This is a genomic window from Agrobacterium sp. CG160-95 (genome assembly GCF_053521725.1).
This window is the reverse complement of the sequence record NZ_JBNWDU010000004.1, coordinates 376,329-399,129: the sequence shown is the minus strand read 5'-3', so window position 1 is coordinate 399,129 and position 22,801 is coordinate 376,329. Positions and strand designations below refer to the sequence as shown.

Here is a 22,801-nt window from a genome sequence, read left to right as displayed (position 1 = left end):
TACGGCCCGCTTTCAGCGGGCCGTTTTCATTTCACGCTTCACCAGAATGACGAAACGTATAGTCAGGAGAACGGCCGCCGTCGAAAGGCCGATCACGAAACCGAACCAGACGCCGCGTCCGCCAAAGCCGAGCGGAAAGGCCATGGTCCAGGCCAGCGCCAGCCCGATCGGCCAATAGGAAATCAGCGCCAGCATCGCCGGAATGCGCGCATCCTTCAATCCGCGCAGCAAACCTGCTGTCACGGCCTGGATACCATCGACCAGCTGGAAGATGCCGGCGATCACCACGAGGCTGCTTGCGTAGGCAAGCACTTCCGCCGCTTCCGGCAACTTCGCGTCAAGAAACCACTTCGCCAGAAATTCCGGAACAGCCGCAAACAGGATGCCGCCGCAAACGGCAATGCCGCAGGCAATCGCGTAGACCATGATGGCGGCGCGCACGAGGTTCCTGAAATCACCCTGACCGAACGCGACACCGACCCTCACGGTCGCCGCCTGCGACAGGCCGAGCGGGATCATGAAAGCGATGGAGGCAAGCTGCAGTGCGATGCCATGCGCCGCAAGCTGCACGGTGCCAATCTGTCCCATCAGGATCGAAGCCGCCGCAAACAGCGTCACTTCGGCAAGGATGGTGATGCTGATAGGCAGGCCAAGGCGCAGCACTTCGAACAGCGCATGCCAGTCCGGCCGCCAGAAGCGCACGAACAGCTCGTATTTCCTGGTTTCCTCACGCGTCTGCACATAAGCGACGATGAAGATGAAGCTGAAGGCATTGACGATGACGGCGACGACGGCCGCGCCGTTCATGCCCATCACCGGCAATCCGAAATGGCCGAAGACCAGCGCATAGGCCATCAAACCGTTCATCACCAGCATGATGATGGTGACGTACAGAATGATGCCCGCACGGCCGATGGCACTGACAAGCCCGCGCAGCACGTAAAAAAGCAGCGCCGGCAAAAGGCCGAACTTGGCGATGGCGAGATAATGGCCGGTCAACGCCGCAACTTCGGGGTTTTGCCCGAGATAGACCAGAATGCGCTCGGCGTTGAAGAATATCGGCAGGGCAAGAACCCAGTACGCGATTGCAACCCACATGCCCATGCGCAGCGAGCGGCGGGCAGCCGTCGCATCGCCCTGCCCGTAAGCCTGCGCTACCATTGGCACCACGGCCACCGAAAATCCCGAGCCGAAAATGAAGACAACGAAGAAGAACTGCCCGGCCAGCACCATGGCCGCCAGCTTCTCAGCTCCGAGCTGACCGACGATGACCATATCTGTAGTGTGGATGCCAAGCTGCGCGAGCTGCGCACCGACAAGCGGAATTCCAAGCGCAAGCGTAGCCTTGAAATGCGAAAGCCACGACCCCGATCCAGAGGGAACGGTTTCTGCAACAACCGACGAAGACATTGTAATTCACCTGAATTTTGGCCATTGCCCGCGAATTGCGCAATGGCAGCAGGTGATGAATAAAATATTCCCTTCCTGCACGCAACCTTTGCGGATCAATGATCAAAATTTACGCAGAACGGCAATTTTACGTCCACTTGGGCCGAGACGGCCTGACATAAAACAAATTTAGCCGAATTTTACCATTTCACTTTACGCATTAGAATATCGCGAAGTTCTTTCAAACCATAAGCTGCATGACGCAGAATATTCCCGCCATTGAGGCATGTCTTTCCCATTATTTTCCAAGATGAGCCGAATGGGCACATCTGGTTCCAAGGACGTGTAGCTTGCCCAAAAAAACCAATCTCATGACGCGCATTCTGTTTGCGGCGTCATCGCTTGTCGTTGCCGCTTTTGCCGGCTTTTCCTTCTATATCGACAGTCTTCAGCACCAGGTGACAACGCAAGCCGTGGCGGAAAATATCGATTCGTCCGGCAAGCAGGCAGCGCAAAGCATCGCCAACTGGCTGAACGGCCGCATCATGCTGACCGAAACGGTTGCGAAGACGCTCGCCAAGCTCCCAGATGACGACGCCAAACTGCAGTTCCTCCAAAACGACGTGCTGACGGCTCAGTTCATGTCCACCTATTTCGGCAATGCCGAAAGCGGCAGTTTCACGACTTTCCCGAAATTGCCATTGCCGGAGGGCTACGACCCGCGCAAGCGTCCCTGGTATCTGGACGCCGTCAAGGCCGGCAAGCCAGTACTGACCGAGCCCTATAGCGATGCGTCGACTGGCGGCCTTATCATCACTGCCGCCATTCCCGTGTCCATCGGCGGCAAGCTGGCCGGCGTGACGGGTAGCGACTTCTCGCTGGATTCGCTGGTCACGATGATCAAGTCGGTGGATGCCGGCAAGGATGGATACGCCTTCCTCGTCAGCAAGGACGGCAAGATCCTCATGCATCCCGATGCGAAATTCGTCGACAAGCCGCTGACCGATCTCTTCAAGGTTGATACACCGGCAATTTCTTCCGCGATTTCGCAAACCGAGATCGACGGCAAGGGCAAGATCACCAGCTTCATTCCCGTCGCCGGTCTGCCCTCGGCCGATTGGTATCTCGGTTTCGTTGTCGATTCCGACGTCGCCTACAGCGCGATCGGCCAATTTCGCCTCGCGGCAACCATCGCCACGATCCTTGCCGCCGCGATCATGATCGCCCTGCTGGCAACCGTTCTCAGCCGTTTCATTGTTCGCCCCGTCACGCAGATGACTGCTGCCATGGAAAGGCTTGCCGCCGGCAATCTCGATGTCGCCATTCCCGGCCAGGAGCGCAGTGACCAGATCGGCTCGATGGCTGCGGCGGTTGCCGTATTCAAATCGAACGCCACGGAACGTCTGCGTCTTGAAGGCGACGCCGAACAGAACCGCACGCTTTCCGAACAGGAGCGCAACGACCGCGAACGACTGGCGGCGAAAGACGCGGCCGACATCCAGTTCGCAGTCGATTCGCTGGCAAAGGGACTGACGCACCTTTCGAACGGCGACCTCAACTACCGGATCGAGACACCTTTCGTGACCCGCATCGACCGCTTGCGCGACGACTTCAACAACTCCGTCGCCAAGCTGAACGTTGCCTTGAGCACAGTCGGCCAGAATGCACGCGCAATCGATGCCGGTGCTGGAGAAATCCGCCAGTCTGCCGACGACCTGGCCAAGCGCACCGAGCAGCAGGCCGCCTCTGTCGAGGAGACTGCGGCCGCGCTTGAGGAAATAACCACGACGGTCAAGGATTCCGCCCGCCGTGCCGAAGAGGTAGGCCGTCTGGTAGACCGCACGCGCAACAATGCCGAGCAGTCCGGCATCATCGTCGAGGACGCTGTTCGCGCCATGGAAGGCATCGAAAAATCGTCGTCGGAGATCAGCAACATCATTGGCGTGATCGACGAAATCGCTTTCCAGACGAACCTGCTTGCGCTTAATGCCGGCGTGGAAGCCGCCCGCGCCGGTGAGGCAGGCAAGGGTTTTGCCGTCGTCGCACAGGAAGTGCGCGAGCTTGCCCAGCGCTCTGCAAATGCCGCGAAGGAGATCAAGACGCTGATCAACGCCTCAACATCGCAGGTGCAATCCGGTGTCGATCTCGTCGGCAATGCCGGCAAGGCGCTGGAAACCATCGTCCGCGAAGTCCAGGAGATCAACCGCCATATCGACGCCATCGTAACGTCGTCGCGCGAACAGTCCACCGGACTTCAGGAAATCAACACCGCCATCAACACCATCGATCAGGGCACCCAGCAGAATGCTGCCATGGTCGAAGAACAGACTGCGGCAAGCCACGGCCTCGCCTCGGAAGCGGCGGCGCTCAACGAATTGCTTGCGCAGTTCCAGCTCGCCACGGCAACACGGCGGCAGGCTGAATATGGGCGTGCTGCGTAGAGCGAAAATAGCTCACTGGTGAGACAATCGCACCGTTACCCCGGATCCAGTCCGGCATGACGGAGGAGACGTTTCAGTCTTCATTATGGCCGGAGCGATCCGGCCATTTTTCTTGTCCGCCCTGAGCAAGCGAAAAACCCTGTTCACGCCACTCACACGATCAGCTAGAGCTTGGTCGATCATGATTTGCGGAGGGATCTATGCTGGATTTGATTTGGCGCGGTATTGCCATGGGGGTGGGTGGCACCGTGTTTATGGATATATGGGCAATTGTGCTGCACCGGTTTTTCGGCCAGTCCGCCCCGAACTGGGCACCGGTCGGCCGCTGGTTCTGGCATGTGCCGAAGGGCAGGATATTCCACGATTCTATCGCGACGGCCGCACCTTACGAGCATGAACTGGCGCTCGGCTGGGTCTCGCATTATGCCGTCGGCATTCTCTACGGCATCATTCTCGCCCTGATAGTGCCGGCCTCGTGGTTTTCAGAGCCGTCCTTCATTCAGCCTTGGATCGTGGGCATCGTCACGGTCGGCGCGGGCTGGTTCCTGCTGCAACCTGGCCTCGGCATCGGCTGGGCGGCATCGAAGACGCCGAACCCGAACAAGGTTCGCTTTCTCAACCTCGTTGCCCATACGATCTTCGCGCTTGGCATGTATGCCGTGGCGCTGTTGATGCGCTGAATAACAAGGGGGCTGAAAAGCCCCCTCGTTCATTTGATTATCAGATATTCGCCGAAAAGGTGTCGCAGTCCTCGACGCGTCCGTTCTGGAAGCCGCGCTTGAACCATTCCATGCGCTGCGCCGACGTGCCGTGGTTGAAACTGTCAGGCACCACATATCCTTGAGTCTGCTTCTGCAGGGTGTCGTCGCCGATCTGGTGAGCAGCGTTGAGCGCTTCCTCAAGGTCACCGGTTTCCAGAATTCCCTTCTGTTCGGTGAACTTGCCCCAGATACCGGCATAACAATCGGCCTGAAGCTCAACACGCACCGACATCTTGTTGGCATCCACCTGGCTCATGGACTGGCGGCGGCGGTTGAACTCCGGCAGGACACCGGTCAGGTTCTGGACGTGGTGGCCCACCTCATGCGCAATAACGTAAGCCTGCGCGAAATCGCCAGACGCGCCGAAACGCTTGTCCAGTTCACTGAAGAAACTGGTGTCGAGATAGACCTTGCGGTCACCAGGGCAATAGAACGGGCCGCTGGCCGCAGAGGCAGAACCGCAGGCAGACGCGACCTGCCCGGAAAACAGCACAAGGGTCGGTTTCTGATAGGTCTCGCCGGCGGACTGGAAAATGCCGCTCCACGTATCTTCCGTCTCAGCCAGCACGGTGCGCACGAAAGCCGTCGTCTCGTCGGACGATTGGCCCTGCGGCCGAGTGCCCGCCTGCTGGCCGGATTGCTGCGTGGTACCGCCCCCATCCAGTGAAATGTCTCCGCCCGAAAGCAGCGTCAGCGGATTGATGCCAAGCACCCAGCTTATCAGCAGGATCAGCAGAAGACCGCCAATGCCGATGCCGCCGCCGCGGCGCCCGATCGGCACGCGCATTCCGCCACGCGAAAAAGGATCGTTGCCGGATGGCCCCGATCCCGCCGACATGCCGCGCCGATCCTCGATATTGTCCGACTGGCGGCGCCCTCTCCATTCCATGCTTTTCTCTCCGCAAACGTCGCCTCAACAGGCAACCTTATAACGGCACTATAATACATCTTGTTCCGGAAGAAAGCGGAGGTGGGTGCATTCGTTCAGGAGGCTCGCCGCCTTTGCGTGAAGACGGTCAGAGACAGCAGGGCAAACACGAACACGCCCGCGAAAAGCACCACAAGACCCGGCTGACCGTCACCGAAAGCAACCTCGTGAATGATCCGCCCCGGAACGAAGGTGAAACCGCCTGCGATGACGATACCGCCGAGATAAACACTCTGCATGATCCTCATATGGCGCCTGATTTCGCCCCTGCGCGCGAAAAGGACCGATTGCAGACAGCCATATATGGTGAGAACCGATAAAAGATGAATCGGGCTGAAACCGTAAAACACCCTCAATTCATGAATGAAGAAGGTCGAAACGGAGGTCATGACCATCAGCGTCACCCAGATCCTACCGAGTAGCCGGTGGATGGCGGTTCCTTTTGGGCGAAGAAAAATGAAGGCACCGAGAATCGCGGCCGGAACAACGGTGGCGACATGGAATTGCACGGCAAGCGGTGCGTCTAGCAAAGGCTGGAGTGACATGGTGAAGCGTTTTGACCCGGTTGAAATTATCGCTAACTTCGGCAAAACATGCGCGAAAGAAAAACGCATTGGCGTCAACCGCAGGAAAACTTCGTGGATCACCTCTCTTTGCAGTCCACGCTTCGTGAAATGCACGCCATCCTGCAATCGCGCAGACTGTGGCTGACCTTCCTTGCTATATTGGCGATCTTCATTCTGACCGGCCCTTTCGGGACAAGTGAGACCATGAGTTTCGCCGACCGGCTGCTTTACTGGACAATCGTTCAGGCTGGCGCATGGACGTTCGCAATATCCTTTTCCATCCTCGCCAACACCATTCTTGCCGGCAGCATTGAAAATATGCTGACACGCATGATGATCGGCTCGCTGACGGCAGCCCTGCCCATTGGGCTGCTGCTTTCCATCATGAACCAAATCTTTTCCGGCAGGGAAATGGGTTTCGCTGCCTATCTGAAAAGCAGCCTGTCGGCCCTGCCGCTCTGCGCCATCTTTTGCCTGCTGAGCTACCTCACGGCCTGCCAGTCACGCGCAACGGCAACGGATGCCGTTGCGGACCCGAATGGAGATGCCAAAGGTGAGGTGAAAAGCATCGCGCCGCTGCTGGAGCGGCTGCCGCCGCAAAAGCGCGGAGAATTGCTGCGGCTGTCGGTGCAGGACCACTATACCGAAATCGTCACCACGCGCGGCCATCAGCTCGTTCTGCTGCGTTTTGCCGATGCGCTGAAAGAAATAGGCCTCACGGAAGGCTTGCAGGTGCACCGTTCCCACTGGATTGCCATTTCCGACGTCGTCTCGTTGCGTAAACAGGCTGGCCGTCTGCACGTCATTACAAGAGACGGTTCGGAAATACCCGTCAGCCGCTCCCATAGCGCGGCCGTGCAGGCCCGTTTCGCCGCGCATACACCGACGGGTTAAGAGTTTCTGTCGATTCCGGAATTTATGGGGTTCCGTTCTCAAAAACATTTGCCTATAAGCCGCTTCTAGCCTGAAAACTTTGAATTGCGCGCCCCGGCCGGTGATCTTTCACCCTGGCTGGTGTTTTGCGCAACCAAAACGCGGAACGAGAGAGCCATGCCGAAGCGCCAAGATATCAAGTCCATCCTCATCATTGGCGCAGGACCGATCGTCATCGGCCAAGCATGTGAATTCGACTATTCCGGCACCCAGGCCTGCAAGGCGCTGAAGGAAGAGGGTTACCGGGTCATTCTGGTCAACTCCAACCCGGCCACCATCATGACCGATCCGGGCCTCGCCGACGCAACCTATGTCGAGCCGATCACCCCGGAAGTCGTCGCCAAGATCATCGCCAAGGAACGTCCGGACGCGCTGCTTCCCACCATGGGCGGCCAGACCGCGCTCAACACTGCGCTGTCCCTGAAGCGCATGGGCGTTCTCGACCGCTACAATGTGGAAATGATCGGTGCCAAGCCCGAAGCCATCGACATGGCCGAAGACCGCGCCCTCTTCCGCGAGGCCATGGCTCGCATCGGCCTCGAAACGCCGAAGTCCATGCTGGCCAACGCCACTGAAATCAAGGACGCCGACCGCAAGAAGCACGAAGCTGCCCGCGCCGAACTCAAGGCGAAGCTTTCCGGTGCGGAACTGGACAAGGCGCTGGACGATCTGGAAAACCAGTGGAACCTTGGCGAGACCGACCGCAAGCAGCGTTACATGGCGCATGCGATTGCAATCGCCGCCCAGGCGATCGACCATGTCGGCCTGCCAGCCATCATCCGCCCGTCCTTCACGCTCGGCGGCACCGGCGGCGGCATTGCCTATAATCGCTCCGAATTCTTCGACATCGTCTCGGGCGGCCTCGACGCTTCGCCGACCACCGAGGTGCTGGTCGAAGAATCGGTTCTCGGCTGGAAGGAATATGAGATGGAAGTGGTCCGCGACACCGCGGACAATTGCATCATCATCTGCTCCATCGAAAACATCGATCCGATGGGCGTCCACACCGGCGATTCCATCACCGTTGCGCCAGCGCTGACGCTGACCGACAAGGAATACCAGATCATGCGCAACGCCTCGATTGCGGTGCTGCGTGAGATCGGCGTGGAAACCGGCGGCTCGAACGTGCAGTTCGCCGTCAACCCGAAAGACGGCCGCCTCGTCGTCATCGAAATGAACCCGCGCGTTTCGCGCTCGTCTGCTCTCGCCTCCAAGGCGACCGGCTTCCCGATCGCCAAGATCGCCGCCAAGCTCGCCATCGGCTATACGCTCGACGAGCTGGAAAACGATATCACCGGCGGCGCGACGCCTGCCTCGTTCGAACCGTCGATCGACTACGTCGTCACCAAGATCCCGCGTTTCGCCTTCGAGAAGTTCCCGGGCGCCTCGCCGATCCTCACAACGGCCATGAAGTCCGTCGGTGAAGTCATGGCCATCGGCCGCACCTTCGCAGAATCGCTGCAGAAGGCGCTGCGCGGCATGGAAACCGGCCTCACCGGTCTCGATGAAATCGAAATCCCCGGCTTTGAAGAGGGCGAAGGCTCCAAGAACGCCATCCGCGCCGCCATCGGCACGCCGACGCCGGATCGCCTGCGCATGGTCGCCCAGGCGCTGCGTATGGGAATGACGGAAGAGGAAGTCCACGAAAACTCGAAGATCGACCCCTGGTTCATCGCCCAGTTCAAGGCAATTGTGGACATGGAAGCCCGTGTCCGTGAGCAAGGCCTGCCGCAGGACGCAGAGAACCTGCGCATGCTCAAAGCCATGGGCTTTTCCGACGCCCGCCTGGCAATTCTGACGGGCAAGCGCCCGAAGGAAGTGGCCGAGCTGCGCAACAGCCTCAATGTTCGCCCGGTCTTCAAGCGCATCGATACCTGCGCGGCAGAATTCGCCTCGCCCACCGCCTACATGTATTCAACCTATGAAATCCCCTTCGTCGGCGCCGCCCGCTCTGAAGCGCAGGTTTCCGACCGCAAGAAGGTCGTCATCCTCGGCGGCGGTCCGAACCGTATCGGCCAGGGCATCGAGTTCGACTATTGCTGCTGCCATGCTGCCTTCGCGCTGAAGGATGCAGGCTTCGAAGCGATCATGATCAACTGCAACCCGGAAACGGTTTCAACCGACTACGACACCTCCGACCGCCTCTATTTCGAACCGCTGACGGCCGAAGACGTGATCGAGATCATGCGCGCCGAACAGGAAAAGGGCGAACTGGTCGGCGTCATCGTGCAGTTCGGCGGCCAGACGCCGCTGAAGCTGGCCGAAGCGCTGGAAAAGAACGGTATCCCGATCCTCGGCACCGCGCCTGACATGATCGACCTTGCCGAAGACCGCGACCGCTTCCAGAAGCTTCTGATGAAGCTCGACCTCGCCCAGCCGAACAACGGCATTGCCTATTCGGTTGAACAGGCGCGCCTCGTCGCTTCGGAAATCGGCTTCCCGCTGGTCGTGCGTCCTTCCTATGTTCTGGGTGGCCGCGCCATGCAGATCATCCATTCGGAAGGCCAGCTCCAGACCTATCTGCTCGACACGGTTCCGGGCCTCGTGCCAGAGGACATCAAGCAGCGTTACCCGAACGACAAGACCGGCCAGATCAACACCCTGCTCGGCAAGAACCCGCTTCTGTTCGACAGCTACCTGACCAACGCCGTCGAAGTCGACGTCGATGCACTGTGCGACGGCGAAAACGTCTTCGTGTCGGGCATCATGGAGCACATCGAAGAAGCCGGTATCCACTCGGGCGACTCGGCCTGCTCGCTGCCTTCCCGTTCGCTGAGCAAGGAAACTCTCGACGAGCTGGAACGCCAGACGACCGCGCTTGCAAAGGCGCTCAACGTCGGTGGCCTGATGAACGTTCAGTACGCGATCAAGGACGGCACGATCTACGTTCTCGAAGTCAACCCGCGCGCCTCGCGCACGGTGCCCTTCGTTGCAAAAACCATCGGTGCGCCGATCGCCAAGATCGCTGCCCGCGTCATGGCCGGCGAAAAGCTTGATGCGGCGATTGCCGCTTACGGCAAGAAACCCGATCCGCGCAACCTGAAGCACATCGCCGTCAAGGAAGCCGTTTTCCCGTTCGCCCGCTTCCCCGGCGTCGACATTCTGCTCGGACCGGAAATGCGCTCGACCGGCGAAGTTATCGGCCTCGATACCGATTTCGCACTCGCCTTTGCCAAGAGCCAGCTCGGCGCAGGCGTCGACCTGCCGCGCTCCGGCACCGTCTTCGTCTCGGTGCGCGACGACGACAAGGACCGCGTATTGCCCGCAATCCGTATTCTGGTCGAGAGCGGCTTCAGGGTATTGGCAACCGGCGGCACCCAGCGTTTCCTTGCTGAACAGGGCATCAACGCCGAGAAGATCAACAAGGTGCAGGAAGGTCGTCCGCATATCGAAGACGCCATCCGCAACCGGCAGGTCCAGCTGGTCATCAACACCACCGACAGCAACAAGGCGATTTCCGACTCGAAGTCGCTGCGCCGCGCAACGCTGATGCAGAAGGTGCCCTACTACACGACGATGGCCGGTGCCGAAGCAGCAGCCCTTGCCATCAAGGCGCTTAAGGCCGGCAATCTGGAAGTGAAGCCCTTGCAGAGCTACTTCCTGTAAAATCAGCCGACAACGAAGATCATGGAAACGCCGCGGGTCATGCCTGCGGCGTTTTGCATTGTCTCACAAAAGCTCAAAAGTCTCACGCAGCCAGGGCTTCGCGCACGCAATTGCGCCCATCCGTCTTGGCTCGGTAAAGGGCGCGGTCCGCCATTTCCGCCAGGGTCTGAAGATCGCAGCGCATATTGCCGCTGGTTGCGACGCCGATGCTGATCGTCACCCCGACACGCAAACCGCCGCAATCGACTTCGGTTATCGCAATCGCATCGCGAATGCGTTCTCCGATCATGCAAGCCTTTTGAACACCGGCACCCGGCAGGAAGATGATGAACTCCTCGCCACCGTAACGCGCCAGCACGTCACCACCGCGTATGCTGCCGCCGATACGCTTCGCCACTTCCTGAAGAACGCTGTCGCCGACGGCGTGGCCGAAGCGGTCGTTGATTGATTTGAAGTGGTCGATATCGAGCAGCATCGCCGCATCGTTGGGACCCGGCACCGCCGGCATGGCCTGGAAGAAAAAACGACGGTTCTTGACGCCCGTCAAAGGATCGGTGTTGGCGAGAACCAGCAATTTCCGCTCTGACCGCTCGGCTACCAGCATCATCACGAACAGCGCAATGGCGAAGTTCAACATGATGATCAAGAAAAACGCATTGACCAGATCGATGGCGGCGTATTGGGGCAAAAGCACGCTCTTTGCCACCGACAACGAAATCAGGCCGGAAATACCCGCAATCGCGCCCAACGCGAAGCGGGACAGGAGTGGCTCCTCGCGCCACCGCGCGAAAAGCCCGCCAGCTCCCGCAAGATAGGCCACAGCCGCACAGCCGTTGAACAGGGCCGCACGATAAGCGTTATTGTCAGCCACCTGCTGTGCAAGGACAATTGCCAGCAAGGCAATCAAACAGACAGCTGATACTGTCCCCCTGCTGGCAGCACGTCCATCGCTCACGATTTTCAGGCCAAGCCAGATTAGCGCATAACCCACGATACCGAAGACGATGCTGCCGAATTGCCACAAGGCCGGAGACATTATTCCCCATTCGCCGTACCCAGCGAGCGTGGAGCCGGCAGCCATGGCTGCGAAGCCTGCTGCAAGAGCTGTCGGGCCGTGCAAACCACGATTTGTGAGCTTCAGATATATAAAACTCAGCATTCCAACAATGTAAGAACACTTTTGCATCAGTATCACTGTTGCAAGATCTAGCTCGCCGAGCATCATACATCCACGCAATGAATAAATATAAATATCTTAGTTATAGTATAAAGTATAAAATTTCAATAAAAATAACCAATAAACAAAAATTTAATCATATCGATGAAGACATCGATGATCATTCAATATAGCATAGCAACACACAAAAAAGTCTATTAGAATAAGCTTATAAAATCAATTTCATTCCTGAAATTCTGCATTTCCGCCTCCTTCTGCTGCGAGTCGGGAAGGCGAAGAAGATAGGAAGGGTGCACCGTGACAAAAAGCGTCCGCTCCTCCTGCATCGGTATCGGGCGACCCCGAACCTCGGACACCTTTTCCTTTCCGCCTGTCAGCGCATAAAGCGCAGTTGCACCCATGGCAACGATAAGCTTCGGCCGTACCAGCTCGATTTCCTTGTTAAGCCACCAGCGGCATTGCTGCACCTCGCCCGCATCCGGCCGCTGGTGAATGCGCCGCTTGCCGCGGGCCTCGTATTTGAAGTGTTTGACGGCGTTGGTGACATAAAGCTTTTTGCGGTCAATACCGGCTTCAACCAACGTCCGGTCGAACAACTGACCAGCGGGACCGACGAAAGGTTTTCCGGCAAGATCCTCGTGATCTCCCGGCTGTTCCCCGACGATCATCACTTTCGCATCTTCAGGTCCCATGCCGAATACTGTCTGCGTTGCCTTGCAATGCAGGGCGCAGCGCGTGCATTGGCCAGCCTCCCGCGCCAATGAAGCGAGAGTACCGTCCGGCGCCGGTGGCGGCTCTTCACGCGCCGAGGCCGCGGCCTGCAGGCGGTGATGGAATGGTTGCGGCTGGCTCGCAGCCTTTGCCGCCATCTCCAGCACCCGCGCCTCGGCACCGAGAACGAGACCTGGAATAAGCTCGGCTTCCGGCAAATTTTTCCAGTATTTCTTTGGCATCTCTGCCGTCATCGCTTTTATCTTCAGACGCGCCGGATTGAATATATTGGCATAATAGGTTCGCCACAGCTCGTCCGTTTCATCCGTCAGCTCAGGCTTGGACGCGGCCTGCCGCAATGTCTCCAGCACGTTTCCGTCCCACCGCGCGGAACCGTTCGGTGTCGCGATCAGCCAGTCCATATCCGTGAACCGCCGCTGGAAAAACGGGGCCGTGCGCTCGACGATGAAGTGATCCGGCTCGAACCATGCGACGAAGCGCCGCCGCCCGCCCTGCCCCTGCGGCAAGGATAATTCCTTGAAGCGAACAAAGGCCGTCATCTTGTGACAATCGCGGCGGACCGATTTTTCAAGCTGCCGGGCTTCGGAAACATCCGCATCGGACTTGAACTGCAACAGGGCGCGATCCCGCTTCAGCCGCCACAGCAACCGGTAAAGCAGTGCGAAACGACCCGGATCGCTATGACAGATAATCGCTTGCGCCAAAGTCACGAAGGAGGCTGGAACGGACACCTGCACGTCATCCGCACGGGCCGCCGGCAAAGGCTCTCCGGCAAAATCGAGAAGCCCGGCTTTCTCATCCCGCAACCGCCAGTCAATCGCCTCCGGCGGCACATTGGCGGCGAGAGCCGCGCGCGCCGCATCACGCCACTCGCCGAAATCGCCCCGCCCTTCCAGAACTGGGCCGTACATCACAGCAGCGATAATTGTTCGGGCTGCGGAGCAAACATCGCTCGCAAATCCGGTCGTTCAGTCAGCTTGCCCGGCGTCCAGCCGTCAGCAACGATGAAGGCCTTCACCTTTTTCAGGGAAACGCCGAAGCGGGCAATATCCTCCAGCCGCAACCGGCGAAACCGGCGTGAAGACAGGATCGAGGCGACCGTCTTGGTACCGAAGCCGGGCACGCGCAGCAATATTTCGCGATCCGCCACGTTCACGTCCACTGGAAAACGGTCGCGATTTTTCAGCGCCCAGGCAAGCTTCGGATCTATATCGAGATCGAGCATTCCGTTACCGCCGATCGCGGTTATTTCACCAATGTCGAACCCATAAAAACGATAAAGCCAGTCGGCCTGATAAAGCCTGTGTTCCCGCATCAAAGGCGGCTTGATGAGCGGCAGGTTCTTCGACGAATCCGGAATGGGGCTGAAAGCCGAATAATAGACGCGCCGCAAACCATAGCTGCCATAAAGCCGGGCGCTCGTGGACAGAATGGTGCTGTCATCAGCCCCATCCGCGCCAACGATCATCTGCGTGCTCTGTCCGGCAGGCGCAAAACGTTTGGTCTTTCGCGTCCTGACGGTCGGCTCCCCCGCCTCCTCGATCTTCAGGCGGATATCAGCCATCGAGCGGCGAATATTGGCGGGCTGCTTTTCCGGCGCAAAACGGCTGACGCCGCTATCAGTCGGCAATTCGATGTTGATCGACAGCCGGTCGGCGTAAAGCCCCGCTTCCTCAATAAGCTTTGGCGATGCTTCGGGAATGGATTTCAGATGGATGTAGCCGCGAAAGCCATGCGTGACGCGCAGTTCCCGCGCCACCCGCACCATCTCTTCCATCGTATGATCGGACGAGCGGATAATGCCGGAAGAGAGAAACAGCCCCTCGATATAGTTGCGCCGATAGAACTCCAGCGTCAGCCACACCACCTCCTCGGCAGTAAACCGCGCCCGCTCGACATTGCTCGAAGAACGATTGATGCAATAGGCGCAATCATAGATACAGAAATTGGTGAGCAGTATCTTCAGGAGCGAAATGCAGCGCCCGTCCGGCGCATAGGCATGGCATATGCCCGACCCCTCCGTGGAGCCAAGTCCGCCGGATGCAGCAGAGCTGCGTTTCGTCGTGCCGCTGGAGGCACAGGACGCATCGTATTTGGCCGCATCGGAAAGAATGGCCAGCCGTTGCCTGATTGACTTCTTCATGGTTATGTTCACTATATGTTCTATTGAAAAATGTCAATCTCATCTGTTAAAGCCCTGAACGAATGCAAGAAAATGCCCGTCTCAAATTTGCTGGCATTTCGTTGTCGTCTTCTGATATAGTCGGCTTAGTTATGATTTTGGCATGGTTCCGGAGTTCCCCTCCGGAACCTGTTTCTTTTTGTGTCTGCAAGTAAAGCGACAGGACTGCGAAGGATAAAAAAATGGTAGAAAAAGTACCGATGACGCACGGTGGATTCATCAAGCTGCAGGAGGAGCTGCGCTTTCGCCAGCAGGAGGAGCGTCCCCGTATCATCGAGGCAATTGCGGAGGCGCGCGCCCATGGCGACCTTTCGGAAAATGCCGAATACCACGCTGCCAAGGAAGCCCAGAGCCATAACGAAGGCCGCATCACTGAACTCGAAGACTTGACCGCACGCGCGGAAGTCATCGACCTGTCCAAGATGTCCGGTTCCAAGATCAAGTTCGGCGCCACCGTCAAGCTGATCGACGAGGATAGCGACGAGGAAAGAATCTATCAGATCGTTGGCGACCAGGAAGCCGATGTGAAGGCTGGACGCATTTCCATTTCCTCGCCCATCGCCCGCGCCCTCATCGGCAAGGAAGTCGGTGACAGCATCGAAGTCAACGCACCGGGCGGCGCCAAGGGTTACGAGATTCTCGCCGTACAGTGGGGCTGATCTGCCCTTTCATGCAATGCGCCCCTCGGGCGCATTGCATTGATATCCTGAACTGAACATCCTGCCTTAGCCGCAAAGACGGAAGCCCATCTTGTCCCACGCCAGTCTGAAAGATGTGCAGGTGCTTGCGCCGAACTTCAAGCGCAGGCTGTCCGGCGTTACCTCCACCATCGTGCAGCTTATTCCGGTACAAAACCGGCTGGGTCAGAAAGTGGCCGTCATCGGCCCGGGCCTGCCGCGGCATCTGCCACATGTTCACTTCCGTGATCTGTGGCGGCTCTGGCAAAACGGCCCGCTCAGCGGTCCGCGCATCTGGCACGCCCGCCGCAATCTCGAAATGTTGCCGGGCATTCTCATGCGTGACGTGCTGCGCATGAAGGTGAAGCTGATGTTCACCTCGGCGGCGCAAAGGCGACATTCCGCCTATACCCGCTTTCTGATTTCAAAAATGGATGCGGTCGTCGCGACAAGCGACCGCTCAGGCTCGTTTCTGGAAGTACCACACAGCGTCGTCATGCATGGCGTCGATACCGAGCTGTTTCATCCCGCAACCGGCCCGGAGGATACGATCGCTTCGACCGGCCTGCCTGGGCAGTTTCTCATCGGATGTTTCGGACGGGTGCGCCACCAGAAGGGAACAGACCTTTTCGTGCGCGCCATGATCGAACTTCTGCCCGACTATCCCGAATGGACGGCCGTCATCTCCGGCCGCGTGACCGCAGAGCACAAGGCCTTCGCCGACAAGCTCGTGGCCGATGTCGCAGCAGCCGGCCTTGCGGACCGCATCGCGTTTCAGGGCGAGGTGGACGAAATCAAGCCCTGGTATCGGCGGCTAACCCTCTATGTCGCACCGTCACGCAACGAGGGCTTTGGCCTGACGCCACTGGAAGCCATGGCGTCCGAGACGGCTGTCGTTGCCAGCAATGCCGGCGCCTATGAGGAAATGATCGTCAAGGGCGAGACCGGCATGGTCGTTGAGGCCGGCGACTACGCGTCCCTGCGGGATGCCATTAAAACCTATCTTGCCGATCCCGCTCTCGCCAGGGACCATGCCCGTGCCGGACTTTCGCATGTGCGCACTGCATTTCCGCTGGAAAAAGAGGCGACAAGCCTCGGCGCGATCTATGACGCGTTGCGGCGCGGGTAAGCGCCGGCGCAATCACTCAAAGGTCCGCCGATCAGATTTCCACCAGACCGACGCGTTTGACCTGACGGATGGTGAGCATGGTGCGCACGGTGTCGACGTTTTCGTCCGCTGTCAGAACCTCGATGACGAAATCCTGAAACTCGGTCAGGTTTCTGGCGATGCAATGCAGAAGGAAATCGCTTTCGCCGGATACCATCCAGGCCTGGCGCACCAGCGACCATCCGGCCGTCGCCGCTGCAAAGGCTTTCAGATTGCTGTCCGACTGGCGCTTGAGGCCGACCATGCAGAAGGCAACGAGATCGAAACCGAGCTTCGGCGCGTTCAACATGGCGTGATAACCCTCGATCACGTCGGCTTCTTCCAGCTTGCGGACGCGCCTGAGGCACGGCGGCGCGGAAATACCGACCCTTTCGGCCAGCTCCACGTTGGTCATGCGCCCGTCGCGCTGCAATTCGCGCAGAATTTTCAGATCGATGGCATCGAGTTCGACGCTGGTCACGGAGAGGTTCCTCGTTAAGCCGGAGAACTTCCTTGTACTACCAGGCGCAGGATTCGCAACAATATGCCGCCGGCCGGTCACAAAATTGCGCGCGCATCCACAACTGCCTTGTTGGTAACGCAAGGCTGCCCTTGAATAAAGGCACTAGACAACCTTAAATACCGGGCAACGAAGGGGTTGCGGCCTGTCCACCGTGCTTCGGCTGGAATGTTCTGCTGCCGAAAGGCCCCGCTACTTTAAAAAGGATTGTTTCCATGTCTGCCCGCCATACCAAGGTATTGATCATTGGCTCTGGTCCCGCCGGCTATACCGCGGCGATCTACGCGGCCCGCGCAATGCTGAAACCCGTGCTGATTGCCGGCATGGAACAGGGTGGCCAGCTGATGATCACCACCGACGTCGAAAACTATCCGGGCTTTGCCGATCCGATCCAGGGCCCCTGGCTGATGGACCAGATGCTGAAGCAGGCGACGCATGTGGGTGCGGAAATCGTCAGTGACCTCGTGACCGAAGTCGAAACCAACACGCGCCCCTTCGTGGTCAAGACCGATTCCGGTCAGGTCTGGACCGCCGACACGCTGATCATCGCAACAGGCGCAAAGGCCAAGTGGCTCGGCATCGAGAGTGAGCAGCACTTTCAGGGCTTTGGCGTTTCCGCCTGCGCCACCTGCGACGGTTTCTTCTATCGCAACAAGGATGTGATCGTGGTCGGCGGCGGCAACTCTGCCGTGGAGGAAGCGCTCTATCTCGCCCATATCGCCAAGTCCGTAACCGTCGTGCACCGCCGCGACAGTTTCCGCTCGGAGAAAATCCTTCAGGAACGGCTCTTCGCCAAGGAAAACGTCAAGATCCTGTGGAATACGGAAATCGCCGAAATCACCGGCGCACCGGCCAAGCCGCCAATGCCACCCTCTGTTTCGGGTGTGCGACTGCGTGACACCAAGACCGGTGTGATCAGCGATACTCCCATCGACGGCGTCTTCGTCGCCATCGGCCACGCGCCGGCCGTCGAACTGTTCAAGGGCAAGGTGAAGCTCAAGGATAATGGCTACATGTGGACCGCGCCCGATTCCACCGCTACCGACGTGGAAGGTATTTTCGCCGCCGGCGACGTTACCGACGACAAATACCGTCAGGCCATCACCGCCGCCGGTATGGGCTGTATGGCCGCCCTTGAAGCAGAACGGTACCTCACCGCGCAGCAGCCGCTTGCGGTAGCAGCCGAATAACCGAAAGGCAGGATAGGCATGGCAATGCCATTGGACTGGGATAAACTGCGCATTTTTCATGCCGCAGCCGAAGCGGGGTCTTTTACCCACGCTGCCGACAAGCTGCATTTGTCCCAGTCGGCCATCAGCCGCCAGGTCAGCGCGCTGGAACAGGATGTTGGCGTGAAGCTGTTTCACCGCCACGCCAGAGGTCTTATCCTCACCGAGCAGGGCGAACTGCTGTATCGCACCGCCCATGACGTGTTGCTAAAGCTCGAAACCGTCAAGATGCAACTGACCGAAACGACGGAGAAGCCGAGCGGCAAGCTGCGCGTGACGACGACGGTTGGTCTCGGCCAGGGCTGGCTCACGGACAAGGTGCAGGAATTCCTGCAGCTCTATCCGGAAATGTCGATCCAGCTGATCCTCGACAATGAGGAGCTGGATGTGAACATGCGCCACGCCGATTGCGCCATCCGCCTGCGCCAGCCGCAACAGTCCGACCTTATCCAGCGCAAGCTGTTCACGGTGCACATGCACGTCTATGCGGCGCCGTCCTACATCAACCGCCACGGCGAGCCGCAGTCGATCGAGGATCTGGACAACCACCGCATCATCTCCTTCGGCGAACCGGCACCCAACTATCTGCTTGATGTCAACTGGTTGGAAAATGCGGGACGCTCGTCGGACAACACCCGCATTCCGCATCTTCAGATCAACAGCCAGACCTCGATCAAGCGCGCCTGCCTGCTGGGAATAGGTATCGCCTGTTTGCCGGATTACATCGTCGGGCGCGATCCGGGATTGATTCAGTTGTCGCTTGCCGCCGATATTCCCTCGTTCGACACCTACTTCTGTTACCCGGACGAGATGAAAAACGCTGCAAAACTGAAAGCCTTCCGCGACTTCGTCGTTGCCAAGGCACGGAACTGGAACTTCTGACGTTTAAATAGGCCAGCGCCACGAAATATCATACTAATTCATGGGGTTGGCCGTCCCAAGATGGCGGCGCGCCAGACGCGCCGCACTTCAGCTTTGCACATAAATTATACCGGAAATATCCAGACCTGCATCGCACGCATGCCTGACCTGCACAAAAAAGAGTTGTTTCGTGCACAAAAAAGCACCATATCGCTCTCAGTTGATGCACACGGTGGCTTTTCCTCCCAGTTCCACCGCATCAGCTGTTCCCCTCTGGAGGTTTTTGACCTTCACACTTAAAGGGCCCTGGATTTATCCGGCGGCCCTCTTTTTTTACCCGCAAGAATTTTCTCCAATTTGGCGAAATATCGCATGATGCAACCTTGTTTTGCATTCTTGCCACTCCCATATTTCAATCAGCTGTCACGCCTGCCTATGCACGCGACAGCTGTTCCCCTCTGGAGGTTTTAACCTTCAAACTCATTGGCCGCGGAGAAATCCGGCGGCCATTTTTTTGCGCGCTGTTTTCGGCCCGGGCGACTACCTCACAGAGACGTGAATTGTATATCGAAAACTATCGATATAAATATCGGACATGTCAGATATTAGAGAAACGCAGATGAACCCGGAGGAAATCCTCAAAGCCCTTTCACACCCCGCAAGGCTGAAGTTCCTCGAGTGGCTTAAGAGCCCTGAAAGTCACTTCTGTCAGGACCATCCGCTCAGCATGGGCGTATGCGCCAATCAGTTCCAGATCAGCGGCCTGTCGCAATCGACGGTCTCCTCACATCTGGCGGTTTTGCAGGCAGCTGGCCTGATAAGGTCAAAGAAAGTTGGGCAATGGGTGTTTTTCGAACGCAACGAGGAAACCATCGACGCCTTCCGCAATTATCTGCAAGCCAATCTTTGAGCCTCCCAAGCTTATAAGACCGGGGCGTCGGACCGGAAACTGCAAGGCGGTTTTCTCTCCGATGCCCATACATTAGGAAAGCGCGCCAGCCGCGCAATTTCGCCAACCGACCAGAAAGTGAAGTCGCATGACAAGTCTTTTCGAACCGGCACAGGCCGGCGATATCGCACTCGCCAACCGTATCGTCATGGCTCCCCTCACCCGCAACCGCTCGCCGGGGGCAATTCCCAACAATCTCAACGCCACCTATTACGAGCAGCGCGCAACAGCCGGGCTGATCGTGACCGAAGGCACGCCGATTTCCCAGCAAGGTCAGGGTTACGCGGATGTTCCGGGCCTCTACAAGAAGGAAGCGGTTGAGGGCTGGAAAAAGATCACGGATGGCGTGCATGTCGCCGGCGGCAAGATCGTCGCGCAGATTTGGCACGTGGGACGCATTTCCCACACCTCGCTTCAGCCGCATGGCGGACAGCCGGTCGCCCCTTCGGCGATTATCGCCAAGTCCAAGACCTACATCATCAATGATGACGGCACCGGCGCGTTTGCGGAAACCTCCGAGCCCCGCGCACTGACCATCGACGATATCGGTCTTATCCTTCAAGATTACCGGACCGGCGCACGCGCCGCACTTGAGGCCGGTTTCGACGGTGTCGAAATCCATGCCGCCAACGGTTATCTGATCGAGCAGTTCCTGAAATCCAGCACCAACCAGCGCACCGACGAATATGGCGGCTCGATCGAAAACCGCGCCCGCTTCCTCCTGGAAGTCGTGGATGCGGTTGCAGAAGAGATTGGCGCAGGCCGCACCGGCATTCGCCTGTCCCCCGTCACACCCGCCAACGACATTTTCGAGGCCGACCCGCAGCCACTCTATAATTACGTTGCGGAAGAACTCGGCAAACGCAATCTCGCCTTCATCCATGTTGTTGAAGGTGCGACCGGTGGTCCGCGCGACTTCAAGCAGGGCGACAAGCCCTTCGATTACGCAGCCTTCAAGGCCGCCTATCGCAATGCGGGCGGCAAGGGCCTGTGGATCGCCAACAATGGCTACGACCGTAAGAGCGCCATCGAGGCGGTGGAAAGCGGCAAGGTTGATGCCGTGGCCTTCGGCAAGGCCTTCATCGCCAACCCGGATCTGGTGCGCCGTCTCAAGGACAACGCGCCGCTGAACGAGCCGAACCAGCCGACCTTCTATGGTGGCGGGGCTGAAGGCTATACCGACTACCCGGCTCTTGGCTGATCAGTGCTAAATTTGAAACGCCGCACCGCTCCACAGCGGTGCGGCGTTTTGCCGTTTCAGGACAGGCCTCGCGCCTGCCGCGCAGCAAAGTCTGAAAATGCGCCCATCACGAAGGCGTTGGCCACATGGAGCGCCTGCAGAAAGCCACTGCCCGTTTCCCGACCGATGCTCATCAACGCCACCTGAAGGCAGTAGAGAGCGAGCAGCACGAGCGCGCGCCCAAGGTTTGGCCGGAGGTCATCATGACGAAGGGCGAGCACGACTAGAGATACAATGGGAACGGCGATCAGCATGCCAAGCCCTTTGTGAACCACAAGCAGCGATCCGTCATAATAGATCGACAGCCCGGCCAGCAGCACCTGCGCGAAAATCAACACCGGCACGCCTGCCGAAATCACGGCGAACATACGGCGCCGCCGGGAAAATCCATTAGCCACTGTAACCATCACACCCTACCCCCGGCATCGGTCGCATGATGAAGGCCCGCCGGTTGCTGCACCTCGGCGAGACACCCAAGGCTCGTCAATGTTGTCGATACCGCCGCATCGATCGGCGTTCGCGGTTCCGCGCCGAGGAATTCGACAAGCTTGCGGTTGCTCATCCGGATCGGCATCTGCCACAGATATTTCATTTCCATGACTTCGCGGAACAGGGGAACGAACGGTGCAGCCAGCCCAACGGCTAACCACGAAAGCCGCCGCATCTTGACCGGATGGCCGACGGCTCGCTCGATTGCCCCAACCAGTTGCAGCCCGTCGAAATCCCAGACACCCTCCATGTGGTAGACGGCAAACGTCTGAAGCTCGTCCGAGCGATCGAGCAGCCGCCCGATTATCTCCGCAACATCCGGCAGATAGGCCCATTGATGCCCGGCATTCGGTACTGCTGGATTCTGAACACTGCGAACCGGCTTGCCCGGTCGCACCAGCATCTGCGAAAACCAGTTGTTCTTCGCGCCAGGACCAAAGAAATCACCGGTGCGGACGATCAGGACCGGCACGCCGCGCATCGACGCCATTTTCAAACGCCGCTCCATTTCAACGCGCAAGCCGCCCTTGCGGGTGAAAGGCTTTTGCGGACTGTCCTCCGTCAGAAGCGGAAAGGCATCCGGGCCAAAATTATAGATGCTGCCTGGAAACACGATCCTTGCCCCGCAGGCCTCGGCAGCGGCAATGGTATTGTCGAGCATCGGCAGCACTTGGCTGTCCCAGTTGCGATATTCCGGAGGATTGACCGCATGGACGATGAGCCCGGCGCCTTTTGCCGCCTTCACCACATCCTCCCGGTTCATGGCATCGCCAGTCACGCGCTCGACGCCATCGACGGCATCAACTGGTGCCGATCGGCGAGTCATCGCCCGCACCCGCCAGCCGCGCTGCAACAACATCTTTGAGACATGGCTGCCGACACCACCATTCGCCCCAACAATCAGCGCCAGAGGCCGGTTATTCTCTGCTGTATTTGCGTGGATTTCATATATCATTGCCATTACTCCTTCTTCT

General features: G+C 58.5%; 19 protein-coding genes. 10 read left to right on the top strand and 9 right to left on the bottom strand.

Annotated features, from left to right (window positions below):
- Positions 1–12 precede the first annotated feature (12 nt).
- Complete coding sequence (locus tag ACQZ63_RS16275; protein ID WP_065702326.1) at positions 13–1,410, bottom strand: MATE family efflux transporter; 1,398 nt, start codon at positions 1,408–1,410, stop codon at positions 13–15.
- A gap of 329 nt (positions 1,411–1,739) precedes the next feature.
- Here ACQZ63_RS16275 and mcpU point away from each other — a divergent pair, with 329 nt between their 5' ends.
- Positions 1,740–3,830, top strand: coding sequence for a methyl-accepting chemotaxis protein McpU (gene mcpU, locus ACQZ63_RS16270; RefSeq protein WP_111783578.1), 2,091 nt, complete (start codon positions 1,740–1,742; stop codon positions 3,828–3,830).
- 200 nt (positions 3,831–4,030) lie between these two features.
- A complete protein-coding gene (locus ACQZ63_RS16265) occupies positions 4,031–4,510 on the top strand; it encodes a DUF2938 domain-containing protein (RefSeq protein WP_013636558.1) in 480 nt (159 codons plus the stop codon).
- A gap of 40 nt (positions 4,511–4,550) precedes the next feature.
- On the opposite strand, the gene ypfJ is transcribed toward ACQZ63_RS16265, so the two are convergent.
- Positions 4,551–5,480 carry a KPN_02809 family neutral zinc metallopeptidase gene (gene ypfJ, locus ACQZ63_RS16260; protein ID WP_003513383.1) on the bottom strand — a complete coding sequence of 310 codons (930 nt, stop codon included), beginning with the start codon at positions 5,478–5,480 and terminating at the stop codon, positions 4,551–4,553.
- A 95-nt stretch (positions 5,481–5,575) separates the two neighbouring features.
- Positions 5,576–6,064: a DUF2306 domain-containing protein gene (locus tag ACQZ63_RS16255; RefSeq protein ID WP_003513390.1), complete on the bottom strand. Its 489-nt coding sequence runs from the start codon at positions 6,062–6,064 to the stop codon at positions 5,576–5,578.
- Positions 6,065–6,112: 48 nt separating this feature from the next.
- On the opposite strand from ACQZ63_RS16255, the gene ACQZ63_RS16250 reads away from it, so the two are divergent.
- Together ACQZ63_RS16250 and carB are read left to right on the top strand one after the other, a co-directional pair.
- Positions 6,113–6,979, top strand: coding sequence for a LytTR family DNA-binding domain-containing protein (locus ACQZ63_RS16250; protein WP_162686691.1), 867 nt, complete (start codon positions 6,113–6,115; stop codon positions 6,977–6,979).
- 156 nt (positions 6,980–7,135) lie between these two features.
- Complete coding sequence (carB, locus tag ACQZ63_RS16245) at positions 7,136–10,624, top strand: carbamoyl-phosphate synthase large subunit (RefSeq protein WP_003513392.1); 3,489 nt, start codon at positions 7,136–7,138, stop codon at positions 10,622–10,624.
- 82 nt (positions 10,625–10,706) lie between these two features.
- Here the strand turns inward: carB and ACQZ63_RS16240 are convergent, their stop codons facing one another.
- The 3 genes from ACQZ63_RS16240 to ACQZ63_RS16230 form a co-directional block, all read right to left on the bottom strand.
- Positions 10,707–11,846: a GGDEF domain-containing protein gene (locus tag ACQZ63_RS16240; protein WP_113556436.1), complete on the bottom strand. Its 1,140-nt coding sequence runs from the start codon at positions 11,844–11,846 to the stop codon at positions 10,707–10,709.
- A gap of 152 nt (positions 11,847–11,998) precedes the next feature.
- Complete coding sequence (locus tag ACQZ63_RS16235) at positions 11,999–13,444, bottom strand: UdgX family uracil-DNA binding protein (protein ID WP_113556402.1); 1,446 nt, start codon at positions 13,442–13,444, stop codon at positions 11,999–12,001.
- Entirely contained in the window at positions 13,444–14,676 is a 1,233-nt protein-coding gene (locus tag ACQZ63_RS16230) for a putative DNA modification/repair radical SAM protein (RefSeq protein ID WP_065702322.1), read from the bottom strand. Before ACQZ63_RS16230 ends, ACQZ63_RS16235 begins: the two co-directional genes overlap by 1 nt.
- 221 nt (positions 14,677–14,897) lie before the next feature.
- On the opposite strand from ACQZ63_RS16230, the gene greA reads away from it, so the two are divergent.
- Positions 14,898–15,374, top strand: a complete 477-nt coding sequence (greA, locus tag ACQZ63_RS16225; RefSeq protein ID WP_003513396.1) for a transcription elongation factor GreA — start codon at positions 14,898–14,900, stop codon at positions 15,372–15,374.
- A 91-nt stretch (positions 15,375–15,465) separates the two neighbouring features.
- Positions 15,466–16,521: a glycosyltransferase family 4 protein gene (locus ACQZ63_RS16220; RefSeq protein ID WP_113556403.1), complete on the top strand. Its 1,056-nt coding sequence runs from the start codon at positions 15,466–15,468 to the stop codon at positions 16,519–16,521.
- 31 nt (positions 16,522–16,552) lie between these two features.
- Here ACQZ63_RS16220 and ACQZ63_RS16215 read toward each other — a convergent pair whose 3' ends face one another.
- Complete coding sequence (locus ACQZ63_RS16215) at positions 16,553–17,020, bottom strand: Lrp/AsnC family transcriptional regulator (RefSeq protein WP_003513401.1); 468 nt, start codon at positions 17,018–17,020, stop codon at positions 16,553–16,555.
- 254 nt (positions 17,021–17,274) lie between these two features.
- Here ACQZ63_RS16215 and trxB point away from each other — a divergent pair, with 254 nt between their 5' ends.
- The 4 genes from trxB to ACQZ63_RS16195 all read left to right on the top strand — a co-directional run bounded on the left by trxB (position 17,275) and on the right by ACQZ63_RS16195 (position 21,299).
- Positions 17,275–18,249: a thioredoxin-disulfide reductase gene (trxB, locus tag ACQZ63_RS16210; RefSeq protein WP_448799320.1), complete on the top strand. Its 975-nt coding sequence runs from the start codon at positions 17,275–17,277 to the stop codon at positions 18,247–18,249.
- A gap of 24 nt (positions 18,250–18,273) precedes the next feature.
- Positions 18,274–19,170, top strand: coding sequence for a LysR family transcriptional regulator VtlR (locus ACQZ63_RS16205; RefSeq protein ID WP_003513405.1), 897 nt, complete (start codon positions 18,274–18,276; stop codon positions 19,168–19,170).
- Positions 19,171–19,768: 598 nt separating this feature from the next.
- Positions 19,769–20,059, top strand: a complete 291-nt coding sequence (locus ACQZ63_RS16200; protein ID WP_003513408.1) for an ArsR/SmtB family transcription factor — start codon at positions 19,769–19,771, stop codon at positions 20,057–20,059.
- A gap of 127 nt (positions 20,060–20,186) precedes the next feature.
- Positions 20,187–21,299, top strand: a complete 1,113-nt coding sequence (locus ACQZ63_RS16195; protein ID WP_448799319.1) for an alkene reductase — start codon at positions 20,187–20,189, stop codon at positions 21,297–21,299.
- 56 nt (positions 21,300–21,355) lie between these two features.
- Here ACQZ63_RS16195 and ACQZ63_RS16190 read toward each other — a convergent pair whose 3' ends face one another.
- Positions 21,356–21,745 (bottom strand): DUF6220 domain-containing protein, encoded by a 390-nt coding sequence (locus ACQZ63_RS16190; protein WP_025594112.1) that lies wholly within the window; start codon positions 21,743–21,745, stop codon positions 21,356–21,358.
- Complete coding sequence (locus tag ACQZ63_RS16185) at positions 21,745–22,782, bottom strand: NAD-dependent epimerase/dehydratase family protein (protein ID WP_113556437.1); 1,038 nt, start codon at positions 22,780–22,782, stop codon at positions 21,745–21,747. The genes ACQZ63_RS16190 and ACQZ63_RS16185 overlap by 1 nt, the downstream gene beginning before the upstream one ends.
- Between the last annotated feature and the right edge of the window lie 19 nt (positions 22,783–22,801).